This is a genomic window from Ramlibacter sp. AN1133 (genome assembly GCF_037890035.1).
In the GTDB taxonomy this organism is placed as follows: Bacteria; Pseudomonadota; Gammaproteobacteria; order Burkholderiales; family Burkholderiaceae_C; genus Ramlibacter.
The window spans coordinates 64,687-76,835 of the sequence record NZ_JBBKTQ010000015.1; the positions used below are offsets into that span (position 1 = coordinate 64,687).

At 70.6% G+C, this 12,149-nt stretch carries 11 protein-coding genes; 3 read left to right on the top strand and 8 right to left on the bottom strand.

Annotated elements, in window-relative coordinates; genetic code table 11:
• Positions 1–2: 2 nt before the first annotated feature.
• The 7 genes from WG923_RS19730 to WG923_RS19760 all read right to left on the bottom strand — a co-directional run bounded on the left by WG923_RS19730 (position 3) and on the right by WG923_RS19760 (position 5,586).
• Positions 3–329: a hypothetical protein gene (locus WG923_RS19730; RefSeq protein WP_340352700.1), complete on the bottom strand. Its 327-nt coding sequence runs from the start codon at positions 327–329 to the stop codon at positions 3–5.
• Between the two features lie 96 nt (positions 330–425).
• Complete coding sequence (acuI, locus tag WG923_RS19735; protein ID WP_340352701.1) at positions 426–1,400, bottom strand: acrylyl-CoA reductase (NADPH); 975 nt, start codon at positions 1,398–1,400, stop codon at positions 426–428.
• A gap of 67 nt (positions 1,401–1,467) precedes the next feature.
• Positions 1,468–2,022, bottom strand: coding sequence for a cyclic nucleotide-binding domain-containing protein (locus tag WG923_RS19740; RefSeq protein ID WP_340352702.1), 555 nt, complete (start codon positions 2,020–2,022; stop codon positions 1,468–1,470).
• Positions 2,023–2,027: 5 nt separating this feature from the next.
• Positions 2,028–2,651, bottom strand: a complete 624-nt coding sequence (locus tag WG923_RS19745; RefSeq protein WP_340352703.1) for an ABC-type transport auxiliary lipoprotein family protein — start codon at positions 2,649–2,651, stop codon at positions 2,028–2,030.
• On the bottom strand, positions 2,648–3,625 hold the full coding sequence (locus WG923_RS19750) for an MlaD family protein (protein ID WP_340352704.1): 978 nt from the start codon (positions 3,623–3,625) through the stop codon (positions 2,648–2,650). Before WG923_RS19750 ends, WG923_RS19745 begins: the two co-directional genes overlap by 4 nt.
• An 18-nt stretch (positions 3,626–3,643) precedes the next feature.
• A complete protein-coding gene (locus WG923_RS19755) occupies positions 3,644–4,462 on the bottom strand; it encodes an ABC transporter ATP-binding protein (RefSeq protein ID WP_340352705.1) in 819 nt (272 codons plus the stop codon).
• Positions 4,462–5,586: an MlaE family ABC transporter permease gene (locus WG923_RS19760; RefSeq protein ID WP_340352706.1), complete on the bottom strand. Its 1,125-nt coding sequence runs from the start codon at positions 5,584–5,586 to the stop codon at positions 4,462–4,464. The genes WG923_RS19755 and WG923_RS19760 overlap by 1 nt, the downstream gene beginning before the upstream one ends.
• A gap of 84 nt (positions 5,587–5,670) precedes the next feature.
• Between WG923_RS19760 and WG923_RS19765 the strand changes: the two genes are divergently transcribed.
• Positions 5,671–7,410, top strand: coding sequence for an acyclic terpene utilization AtuA family protein (locus tag WG923_RS19765; RefSeq protein ID WP_340352707.1), 1,740 nt, complete (start codon positions 5,671–5,673; stop codon positions 7,408–7,410).
• A gap of 83 nt (positions 7,411–7,493) precedes the next feature.
• On the opposite strand, the gene WG923_RS19770 is transcribed toward WG923_RS19765, so the two are convergent.
• The gene (locus WG923_RS19770; protein WP_340352708.1) at positions 7,494–8,438 is read right to left on the bottom strand and encodes a LysR family transcriptional regulator; all 945 of its coding nucleotides are present in this window, start codon (positions 8,436–8,438) and stop codon (positions 7,494–7,496) included.
• A gap of 90 nt (positions 8,439–8,528) precedes the next feature.
• On the opposite strand from WG923_RS19770, the gene WG923_RS19775 reads away from it, so the two are divergent.
• Positions 8,529–10,070, top strand: a complete 1,542-nt coding sequence (locus WG923_RS19775; protein WP_340352709.1) for a CoA-acylating methylmalonate-semialdehyde dehydrogenase — start codon at positions 8,529–8,531, stop codon at positions 10,068–10,070.
• 205 nt (positions 10,071–10,275) lie between these two features.
• On the top strand, positions 10,276–11,910 hold the full coding sequence (locus tag WG923_RS19780) for a GMC family oxidoreductase (RefSeq protein WP_340352710.1): 1,635 nt from the start codon (positions 10,276–10,278) through the stop codon (positions 11,908–11,910).
• The last annotated feature ends 239 nt before the right edge of the window (positions 11,911–12,149 follow it).

Below are 12,149 nucleotides of genomic sequence, written 5' to 3' on the forward strand. Positions count from 1 at the left end.
ACCTAACGCTGCACCTGGCAGGTGGCGCCCGGCGGCTGCCCGTGCTGCGTTCCCGGCACGAAGGCGCGCGTCATCATCTGCGCCGTGATCGCCACGCGCAGGAGGAAGCCATGCCGCACCTGGCAACGCACCGCCGCGTGGGCCGCCTGAGCGCTCTCCATCGTGGCGCCGGGAAACAGGTCCACCCGGCTGATCGTCGCGCCCCTCTGGGCGCCGGCGATGCTGTAGCCGACCACGGCTGCCAGCAGGGCCCACGGGACGATCCAGGCCCGCGCCCTGAGCAGGGTGAGGACCGTGCCGGGAGGAGACTGTGCCGTGGCGGTGGCCATGGACCCAAGATAGGTCGACGCAGCGCGGACTGCGTTGACCGGTGTCAACGGTCGCGGGCCCACGGCGGCACCGCGGCCACCGGACCTTGCGCTGGCTCAGGTCTTGACGACGATCCGGCCGCGGACCTGTCCGGCCAGGAGGCGCTGCGCCGCCTCCACCGCCTGCGCGAGCGGGATCTCGGTCGTCATCGCCTCCAGCAGCGCGGGATCGAGGTCGCGCGCGAGCCGCAGCCAGGCCTGCTCGCGCAGGTGCATGGGCGCCATGACGCTGTCCACCCCCAGCAGCGCGACGCCGCGCAGGATGAAGGGCATGACCGTGGCCGGCAGGTCGATCCCCTGCGCGAGGCCGCAGGCCGCCACCGCGCCGCCGTAGCGCACCTGCGCGCAGGCATTGGCCAGCGTGTGGCTGCCCACGGCGTCGACGACGCCGGCCCAGCGCTCCTTCTGCAGCGGCTTGCCCGGGGCGGCAAGTTCGGCGCGGTCGATCACGGCCGCCGCGCCCAGCTTGCGCAGGTAGTCGCCCTCGCCCGCCTTCCCGGTGGCGGCCACGACCTGATGCCCCAGTTGCGCCAGCACCGCGACGGCGACGGAGCCCACCCCGCCGGTGGCGCCGGTGACCAGCACTTCGCCGTCGCCCGGGCGCAGGCCGTGGCGCTCCAGCGCCAGCACGCACAGCATCGCCGTGTAGCCGGCGGTGCCGATCGCCATCGCCTGCCGCGCGTTGAACGCGGACGGCCGGCGCACCAGCCACTCGCCCTTCAGGCGTGCCTTGCCGGCCAGGCAGCCGCGGTGCGTCTCGCCGACGCCGAAGCCATCGAGCACCACCGCGTCGCCGGGCTTCCAGTGCGGGCTGCTGCTCTCGACGACGCTGCCCGAGCCGTCGATGCCGGCCACCATGGGCCAGCTGCGCACCACCGGCGAGCGGTTGGTGATCGCCAGGGCGTCCTTGTAGTTGAGCGTGGAGTACTCGATGGCGACCGTGACGTCGCCCTCGGGCAGGAAGCTGTCGTCCACCTCGCGCACGGAGGCGCCGAATTCGGGGTTCTTCTCGAGGACCAGGGCGTGGAACATGATCTTCTCCTCTCTGCATCGGTTTGCGCAGGCGCTGGGGTTCGCGCTGGCGCGGCTCACCGCCAGCCTACCCTACGTGCTGGCGCAGGACCTTCACCAGCTGGCTGCTCGTGTTGCGCAGGCGCTGCGCGAGCAGCTGCGTGAGCTTCACCAGCAGCTTGGCGCCGATGTCGGGGCGCGCGCGGATCAGCCGCTCGACGCCGGCGCGATCGAGCACCGCCGCCTCCACCTCCGACAGCGCCCAGCAGCTCGCGTAGCGCGGCTCGCCGTCGAACATCGACATCTCGCCCAGCACCGTGCCGGGCCGCAGCACCGCCAGCCGCGTGTTGTCGCCGCGGATCTCGCGATCCGCCTCCGGGCCGATGCGCTTGCCCACGTCCACGGTGCCGCGCAGCAGCAGCATCATCCAGTCGTTGGCGTCGCCCTCCACGATCAGCATCTGCGCCGGCTGGGCGCGCACGTGGACCATGAGCGAACCCAGCACGTCGACTTCGGCCGGCGAGAAGTCCTGCAGCAGCACGCTGTGTTCCATGAGCTCGGGCCAGCCCGAGAGGCGCTCGCAGGGGCCCAGCACCTCGAGGCCGGCGCTGCGCATCTGCTCCTCCAGCGTGGGAGTGGCCATGCCGCTCAGCGCTGCTGCAGCCAGGCGGCGATGTCCTGCGCCGCCGCGTCGGTGGCCGCCGCCAGCGCGCGCACGCCGCCGGGCGCGTCGGCGCTCGGTGCCGGGCGCTGCACGTTGAAATTGCGCTGCGCCAGCAGCCGCTCGCCGCCCGAGGTGTTGTCCAGCAGGGTGCAGCGCAGGCGCAGCACCCCCTGGCTCGCCGTCGGCGATTCGAACAGCTGGCTGAATTCCTCCAGTTCCACGCGCAGCACCGGGGGTGGCGTGCCGCCGCGGCGGGCCAGTGCCGCGCCGGCGGCCGAATCGAGCACCGGGCGGTCGCGGCCCAGCACGTCGCGCAGGCGCTGCCGCAGCAACTGGCCGGGCGGGGCGCTCCAGCGCGCGAAGGCATAGGGGCGCAGCTGGTTCGGGTCCTCGTAGCCGAGGCGGTACAGGAGGGCCGGCGTTTCCAGGATGCCGCTGACTTCCACGTCGGGCAGGATCAGCGCGGCGCGCGCCGGCGCGGTCGCGCTCGCGGGCGCCGCGGCGTCCGGGCCGAAGTCGTACATGGTCTGGCGCTGCGGCTTGCTGGGTAGCGCGCTGCAGCCGGCCAGCGCCAGCGCGGAGAGGGACAGCAGGGTGCGCCGCCTCATCGCCGCGCCCCCGGCACCTGGAAGCCCGACTCGCCGGGGCCGGGTTGCGGCGTCCCTTCTCCGTAGATCAGCATCTGTGGATTTTCCGTCAGCTCGTTGATCGCGCGGCGCAGGCTGCGCACCGTGCTGGTGGTTTCCTCGGTCGCGCGATTCAGGCGCGGCAGGGTGGTGGCGCTGAAGGTCTCGACCACGTGCGAGAGCGCGTCGGTCCCATCGCTGATGCGGTCCAGCGGGCCGCCCGGCGCGTTGATCTTCTGCGCCGTCTGGCCGAACTGCGCGGCCGCGGAACTGACCTGGTCCGCCGTCACGCGGAAGCGGTCGACGGTGGCCTGCACGCCGCGCAGGGTGACGGTGGCCTGCGCGATGGCGGGGTCGAGCCGCTGCGTCACGGTGTTGTCGATGCGGTGGGCGAGCTGGTTGGTGGTGCCCGCCGCCTGGCTGATGTTCTCCAGCGCGTCGGCGATGCGCTTCTGGTTCGGGTCGCCCAGCAGCGTGTTCACGCGCTGCGTCACTTCCCCCACGCGCTCGAGGATCACTTCGCCCTTTTCCTCCAGCCGGGACAGCAGCCCCGGCTCCAGCGGGATGCGCGGCGGGTTGTCGTCGTCGGGCACCAGCTTGGGCGCCTGCTTGCCGTGGTCCGACAGCTGGATGAACGCGAGCCCGGTCACGCCCTGGTAGCTCAGCGTGGCGAAGGTGTCGCGCGTGAGCGGCGTGTCGCGGTCGACCTCCAGCCGCACCAGCACGTTGCCGGTCGCCTTCGGATCGAAGCCGATGCGCCGGACCTTGCCGACGTCGACGCCGCGGAAGCGCACCGGCGCCTGCTCCTGCAGGCCGGTCACGGTCTCGCGGGTGGAGATCTCGTAGGTGTCGCGCACCCCGGTCTCGCGCGTCAGCCAGGACGCGAGCCCCAGCACCAGCGCGGTGAGCAGCGCCACGAAGATGCCGGCGGCCATGGCGTGGGCCTTGTTTTCCATGTGTGCTTTTTACCTTGATCAGATCGCGAACGGGTACTCGCGCAGCAGTTCCATCGCGCGCTGGCCGCGTTCGCCCAGGAAGAAGTCCTCCACGAAGGGATGGCGGAAGGCGATCACCTCCCGCGGCCTGTCGTTGACGATCACGCGCTGGTCGGCCAGCACCGCGATGCGGGTGGACAGTTCGAACAGCGTGTCGAGGTCGTGCGTGACCATGATGACCGTCAGCGCCAGGTCGCGGTGCAGCGAGCGCAGCAGGTTGACGAAGCCGTCGGAGCTGTCGGGGTCCAGGCCCGCCGTGGGCTCGTCGAGCAGCAGCAGCGGCGGATCCATGATCAGGGCGCGGGCGAGCGCGGCCCGCTTGATCATGCCGCCGGACAGTTCGGACGGCTTCTTGTCCGCATCGGCGGGTTTCAGGCCCACCATCTGCAGCTTCACGAGGGCCGCCTCGACGATCAGCTTGTGCGGCAGCGTCTTGAGCTCGCGCAGGGGGAAGGCGATGTTCTCCAGCACCGTGAAGGCCGAAAACAGCGCGCCGTGCTGGAACAGCATGCCGATGCGGCTGGAGGCGCCGTGGCCGGACAGCGCGCCGACCTCCTTGCCCATGATGCGCACGTGGCCCTTGTGCGGCTGCTCGAGCCCGAGGATCTGGCGCAGCAGCACGGTCTTGCCCGAACCCGAGCCGCCGACGATGGACAGCACCTCGCCGCGATGCACCGTCAGGTCCAGGTCCTTGTGGATCACCAGCCGGCGGTCCGGCATCTCGAAGACGGACCACAGCTTGCGGATGTCCACCACGGGCTCCGTGCTGTGGGGGCGTTGCGGCGCGACGGGCTCCATCAGATCCCCACGTTGCTGAACAGGATCGCGAACAGCGCGTCCACCAGGATCACCACCGTGATCGCAGTCACCACCGACGCCGTGGTGCCCTGCCCCAGGCTCTGTGTATTGGGCTGCACGCGCAGCCCGAAGTGGCAGCCGATGAGGGCGATGAGGATGCCGAACACCACCGACTTCGACATGCCCAGCACCAGGTTGGACACCCGCACGGCGTCCGGCAGCGCCCGCAGGAAGAACAGCGGGCTGATGCCCAGCGACAGGTCGGCCGCGATCATGCCGCCGATCAGGCCGGCGATCGTGGTCCAGCCGCTGATCAGCGGCATCGCGATGGACAGCGCCATCGCGCGCGGCATCACCAGCCGGTAGGTGTGCGAGATGCCCATCACGCGCATCGCATCGAGTTCGTCCGTGACGCGCATGACGCCGATCTGCGCCGTGATCGCGGAGCCGGAACGCCCGGCGATCAGGATCGCGCCCAGCATGGGCCCGAGCTCGCGCACCAGCGCGATGCCCAGGATGTCGACGATGTACGCATCGGCGCCGAACTGCCGCAGTTGCTGCGCCGTGAGGTAGGCCAGCACCACGCCGATCAGGCCGCCGACCAGCGCGGTGATCGGCAGCGCCGTCGCGCCGATGCGGTAAAGGTGGCCGGAGAAATCGCGCCAGGGCGCCTGGTGCGGCGCCCGCACCAGTTCGCGCAGGTCGATCGTCAGTTGCCCGATGAGCTGCACGAAGCCCTTCAGGTGGTCGAACGCGCGCAGCAGCAGCGCGCCGAAACCGAGATAGAGGTCCTTCAGGCCCGTGCGCTTGCGCCGGGGCCGCGCGCGCGTGAACTCGGCCACCCGGTCGAGCACGGCACGCTGCGGCGGCAGCACTTCGAGCTGCTCGGGCCACTTGTGGCCCCAGTGGTCCCACAGCACCTGGGCCCCCACGTGGTCCAGCAGGTCGACCTCGCGCAGGTCCCACCCATGCTTGCCGTGCCCGCGCGGCAGGCCGCGCAGCACGTCGCGGTAGACGTTCGGGCGGCCGAACTGCGCGGCGGTCCATTCGCCGAGCAGGCGCACGCCATGGCCCTGCGCCGCGGGCGCTTGGTCGAAGCGGGGCGTGAGGTCGGTCGTCGCCATGGGAACTGTCCATCCTAACGGCAGAGCCGCGCGCCGTGGGGCGCGGCGGCGGTATAAGAGCGACAGTCGCTCAAGGAGAAGGCCATGGCCAGGGATGTCGTGCGCATCGGGGGCGCCTCCGGCTTCTGGGGGGACAGCAGCGTTGGCGCGCCGCAACTGGTCGAGCGCGGCGAGGTGGATTTCCTGGTGTTCGACTACCTCGCCGAGCTGACCATGTCGATCCTGGCCGCGGCGCGGGGCAGGAATCCCGAACTGGGCTACGCCACCGATTTCGTGCAGGTCACGATGAAGGAGATCCTGCCCGAGGTGGCACGGCGCGGCATCCGCGTCATCAGCAATGCGGGCGGCGTGAACCCGCAAGCCTGCGCCGAGGCCCTGCGCGCCGTCGCCGCCGAACAGGGGGTGAGCATTCGCATCGCCGTGGTCACCGGCGACGACGTGCTGCCGCTCGCGCCGCAGCCGCCCGCGGGCAAGCTGCTCACGGCCAACGCGTATCTCGGGGCGCTGCCGATCCGCGCGGCGCTCGATGCCGGCGCGCAGGTCGTGATCACCGGCCGCTGCGTCGACAGCGCCGTGACCCTGGGGGCGCTGATGCATGCCTTCGGCTGGGCGCAGGACGACTACGCCCGCCTCGCGCAGGGCAGCCTTGCCGGCCACATCATCGAATGCGGCTGCCAGGCGACGGGCGGGCTGCACACGGACTGGGAAGCGGTGCCGGACTGGGCGCACATCGGCTATCCGGTGCTGGAATGCCACGCCGACGGCAGCTTCGTCGTGACCAAGCCGCCGGGCACGGGCGGGCTGGTCGCGCCTGCGGTCGTCGCCGAGCAGGTCCTGTACGAGATCGGCGATCCGCGGCGCTACCTGCTGCCGGATGTGACTTGCGATTTCACGCAGGTCCGGCTGGAAGCGATCGGCGAGCACCGCGTGCGGGTGAGCGGCGCACGCGGCAGCGCGCCCGGGCCGCACTACAAGGTGTCGGCCACCGCGATGGACGGCTGGCGCTGCACCGGCCAGCTCACGATCGTCGGCATCGCTGCCGCGCGCAAGGCGCAGCGCACCGGCGAGGCGATCCTGCAACGCACCCGCGAGCTGTTCGCCGCGCGCGGCTGGCCCGACTACACGCGTACGCGCATCGAGGTGCTGGGTTCGGAGATCCCCAACTTCGGTCCGCGCGCGCGCACCGGTGCGGTTCGAGAGGCGGTGCTGCAGGTTGCAGTGATGCACAGCCGCAAGGAGGCCCTGGAACTGTTCGCGCGCGAGATCGCGCCGGCGGGCACCAGCTGGTCGCCGGGGACGACGGGCGCGGGCGGCCGGCCGAGCCCCTCGCCCTGCATCCGGCAGGTCGCCTTCTTCGTCGAGAAGTCGCAGGTCGCGCCGCGCGTGCAGGTCGATGGCGAGACGCTGCCAGTGGCGATTCCCTCGGGGCAGGCGCCGGTGCCGGCACCGGACGAAGTCGAGGCCGTCGGTGCAGCCCTTCCCGCATCGCCCTGCATCGAAGTGCCGCTGGTGCAGCTCGCCTGGGCCCGCAGCGGCGACAAGGGCGACGTCTCGAACATCGGCGTGATCGCGCGGCGGCCCGAGTGGCTGCCGTGGCTGCGCGCGCAGCTCACCGAGGAGCGGGTGAAGGAGTGGCTGGCGCACCTCGTGGCCGGCGAGGTCCGCCGCTTCGACCTGCCGGGGCTGCACGCGATGAACTTCGTGTGCACGCAGGCGCTCGATGGCGGCGGGATGGCGTCGCTGCGAAATGACCCGTTGGGCAAGGGGATGGCGCAGATCCTGTTGGCGCTGCCGGTGCAGGTTCCGCAGGGGTGGGATTCGTAGGCTGGTGCTGACGCGCGAAGCGCCGGAAGCCCAGCGCTTTCGCGCATCGCTGGGCTTCGCGCGCTTCGCGGCTCAGCACCAGCCTACGAAACCGCAAACCCGCCCTTGAGCGACTGCCGCAGGTGCTCCACCAGGCACTGCACCGCCCGCGGCACCTGCGGCGACCAAGGGCGGATCGCATAGATCGCGTCGCCGAAGAAACCGAGCGGTCGCCACTCCGCCAGCAGCGGCACGAGCTGCCGCGGCCCCAGGTGCGCCGCCGCGCTGAAGTCCGGCAGCAGCGCGATGCCCGATGCGGCCAGCACGGCGTCGCGCAGCACCTCGCTGTTGTTGGCACGGAACGGCCCTTCCACGTTGACGACCACGCGCTCCGCCTTGCGGCCCGTGCCGCGCTCGAAGGACCACGCCTGGTGGCCGCCCTGGCGCAGGTAGGCCAGGCAGGCATGCTGCGCCAGCTCCGACGGATGGCGGGGCGTGCCGTGCCGCCGCAGGTACTCGGGGCTGGCGACCAGCAGCGAGCGCGAGGGGCACAGCTGCCACGCCACGTGCGTCTCGGGCGGTGCCTGCGTGTGCCGGATCGCGACGTCGAAGCCCTCCTGCGCCAGGTTGACGAAGCGGTCGCTGAGATCGAGGTCCAGCCGGATCTCGGGATACTGGCGCAGGAAGGCCGGCAGGATGGGCGCCACGTGCTGGCGGCCCAGCGCCACCGGCGCGCTCACGCGCAGCAGGCCGCGCGGCGAGCCCGCCAGGTCGCGGATGCCGTCGAAGCTCTGCGCGATGCGCTCGAAGGCGCCGCGCGTCTCGTCCACCAGTTGCTGGCCGGCCTGCGTGAGCCCCACCGAGCGCGTGGTCCGGCGCACCAGCGGCACGCCCGCCACGCGCTCGAGTTCCGCGATGCGGCCGCTGACCGAGGCTTTCGAGATACCGAGCCGGCGCGCCGCCTGGGTGTAGCTGCGGGTTTCGGCCAGCACCGTCAGCAGGTGCAGGTCGGCGAAGGCGGGAGCGGTGGCGGCGGTCACATTGTTCATTTTGGCAAACAATCTGATCGGCAGGCGCGCCTTTCCAAACCGCCCCCGCGGCCCTAGACTGGCCTGTCACCCCAGCGAGAACCCCAGCCCATGAACGCACCCGACAAGAACCGTCCCGCCGCCACGCTCGCCTCGATCGAACACTGGATCGGCGGCAAGCTGGCCCCCGGCCAGAGCGGCCGCCGCGCCGACGTGTTCAATCCGGCCCTCGGCCAGGTCAGCGGCCGGGTGGCACTGGCCAACAGCGCCGAAGTGGCGCAGGCCGTCGCCGCGGCGCAGGCCGCCTTCCCCGCCTGGGCGGACACGCCGCCGCTGCGCCGCGCGCGCGTGCTGTTCCGCTTCCTGGAGCTCCTGAACAAGAACCGCGACGAACTGGCGCGCATGATCACCGCCGAACACGGCAAGGTGTTCACCGATGCGCAAGGAGAGGTCACGCGCGGCATCGAGATCGTCGAATTCGCCTGCGGCATCCCGCAGCTCCTGAAGGGCGATTACACCGACCAGGTCTCCACCGGCATCGACAACTGGACGATGCGCCAGCCCCTGGGCGTGGTGGCGGGCATCACGCCCTTCAACTTCCCTGTGATGGTGCCGATGTGGATGTTCCCGGTGGCGATCGCCGCCGGCAACAGCTTCATCCTCAAGCCCAGCCCGCTCGATCCCACGCCCTCGATCCGCATGGCCGAACTGCTGAAGGAAGCGGGCCTGCCGGACGGCGTGTTCAACGTGGTCCAGGGCGACAAGGACGCGGTCGACGCGCTGCTGGAGCACCCCGACGTGAAGGCGATCTCCTTTGTCGGCTCGACGACCATCGCGCAGAAGATCTACGAAACCGGCGCCAGGCACGGCAAGCGCGTGCAGGCGCTGGGCGGGGCCAAGAACCACATGGTGGTCATGCCCGACGCCGACATGGACCAGGCCGTCGATGCCCTGATCGGCTCCGCCTTCGGTTCCGCCGGCGAGCGCTGCATGGCGATCTCGGTGGGCATCCTGGTCGGCGAGGCCGCCGACCGGATCACGGACAAGCTCGCCGAGCGCACCCAGGCGCTGAAGATCAAGAACGGCACGGAGCTGGATGCGGAGATGGGCCCGATCGTCAGCTCGGTGGCGCACCAGCGCATCGCGGGCTACATCGCGCAGGGCGAGACCGAAGGCGCGAAGCTGGTCGTGGACGGCCGCAAGTTCCAGGGCAAGGCGGCCGGCGCGGGCTGCGACAACGGCTTCTGGCTGGGCGGCACGCTGTTCGACGACGTCAAGCCGGACATGAAGATCTACCGCGAGGAAATCTTCGGGCCCGTGCTCGGATGCATGCGCGTGAAGGACCTGAAGGAAGCCGTGGACGTGATCAACGCGCACGACTACGGCAACGGCGTGGCGTGCTTCACCCGCGACGGCAACGTGGCGCGCGAGTTCAGCCGCCGGGTGCAGGTGGGCATGGTGGGCATCAACGTGCCGATCCCGGTGCCGATGGCGTGGCACGGCTTCGGCGGCTGGAAGAAGAGCCTGTTCGGCGACATGCACGCCTACGGCGAGGAAGGCGTGCGCTTCTACACCAAGCAGAAGTCGATCATGCAGCGCTGGCCGGAAAGCATCTCGAAAGGCGCGGAGTTCGTGATGCCTACGTCGAAGTAACGGGCCGAGGGAAAACCAGATACCGGACGCAGAGGACGCGAAGGGTACGCAGAGGACGCAAAGAAGACAAAGAAAATCTTGAAGGTTTTCTTTTGCGTCCTCTGCGTACCCTTTGCGTCCTCTGCGTACCCTTTGCGTCCTCTGCGTCCGGCTGTCCGGTTTTGACGACCGCACAGCAACGCGCGAGTGAGGAGAGGAGGACACCGTGAGCGACAACAGCTTCGATTACGTCATCATCGGTGCGGGCACGGCCGGGTGCCTGCTCGCCAATCGGCTCAGTGCCGATCCGAAGAAGCGCGTGCTGCTGATCGAGGCCGGGCGGCGGGACGACTACCACTGGATCCACATTCCGGTCGGCTACCTCTATTGCATCGGCAACGAACGCACCGACTGGCTGTACTACACCGAGCCCGACGCGGGCCTGAACGGCCGCAAGCTGCGCTATCCGCGCGGCAAGACGCTCGGCGGCTGCTCCTCCATCAACGGCATGATCTACATGCGCGGGCAGGCGCGCGACTACGACGGCTGGGCGCAGCGCCTGGGCGACGCGGACTGGGGCTGGGAGCACTGCCTGCCCTACTTCAAGAAGCACGAGGACTACTACAAGGGCGCCGACGCCGCGCACGGCAGCGGCGGCGAATGGCGGGTGGAAAAGCAGCGCCTGCGCTGGGACGTGCTCGACGCCTTCGCCAAGGCGGCGCAGGAGGCCGGCATCCCGCACAGCGAGGACTTCAACCGGGGCAGCAACGAAGGCGTGGGCTACTTCCAGGTGAACCAGAAGAACGGCTGGCGCTGGAACACCGCCAAGGCCTTCCTGCGCCCCGCGTGCTACGGCCGCCCGAACTTCGAGCTGTGGACCCACGCGCAGGTGTCGCGGCTGCTGTTCGAGACGCTGCCCGACGGCGCCACGCGCTGCACCGGCGCCGAGGCCTGGACCGGCCAGGGCCTGGAGACCGCACTGGCGGCGCGCGAGGTGCTGCTGTGCGCGGGCAGCATCGGCTCGCCGCAGATCCTGCAGCTCTCCGGCATCGGGCCGGCCGGCCTGCTGCGCGAACACGGCATCCCCGTGGTGCGGGACCTGCCGGGCGTCGGCGAGAACCTGCAGGACCACCTGCAGATCCGCGCCGTCTTCAAGGTCGATGGCGTGAGCACGCTCAACACGCTGGCCAACAGCTGGTGGGGCAAGCTGAAGATCGGCATGGAATACGCGCTCAAGCGCAGCGGGCCCATGAGCATGGCGCCCTCGCAGCTCGGCGCCTTCACGCGCAGCTCGCCGGAGCACCCCTACCCGAACATCGAATACCACGTGCAGCCGCTGAGCCTGGACGCCTTCGGCGAGCCGCTGCACGGCTTCAACGCCTTCACGGCCAGCGTCTGCAACCTCAACCCCACCAGCCGCGGCTGGGTGCGCATCCGCAGCAACCGCTTCCAGGACGCGCCCGCCATCGCGCCCAACTACCTCAGCACGGACGCCGACCGCAAGGTGGCGGCCGATTCGCTGCGCGTCACGCGGCGCATCGCCGCGCAGCCCGCGCTGGCGGAATTCAAGCCCCAGGAGTGGCGCCCCGGCGTGCAGTACCAGAGCGACGAGGAGCTGGCGCGGCTGGCCGGCGACATCGCCACCACCATCTTCCACCCGGTGGGCACGACCGCCATGGGCGCGGACGGCGACCCGATGGCGGTGCTGGATGCGCGCATGCGCGTGCGCGGCATCGTCGGCCTGCGCGTGGTGGACGGCGGCGCGATGCCCACCATCACCAGCGGCAACACCAACTCGCCGATCCTGATGATGGCGGAGAAGGCCGCCGAGTGGGTGCAGCAGGACGCGCTGCACCACTGAACGCGAGGGCCGTGCGGGGCCCACAGCTTGCGTTGGGTCAAACTCCTCCTATACCACAACGCCGAGCCGGGAAATCCCGGATGCACTGCGGTTGGGCAGCAAGGTACAGTCCGTGCACTCGCGTTGCGCCCCAGGCGGGTGCAACAGGACGAGGGACCGAGGAGACAAACCCCCAACAAGATCGAATATCGCCGGGCCCCCACCGAACGGGGGCGGCCCGACTCAAAGGCGCCGCGCAC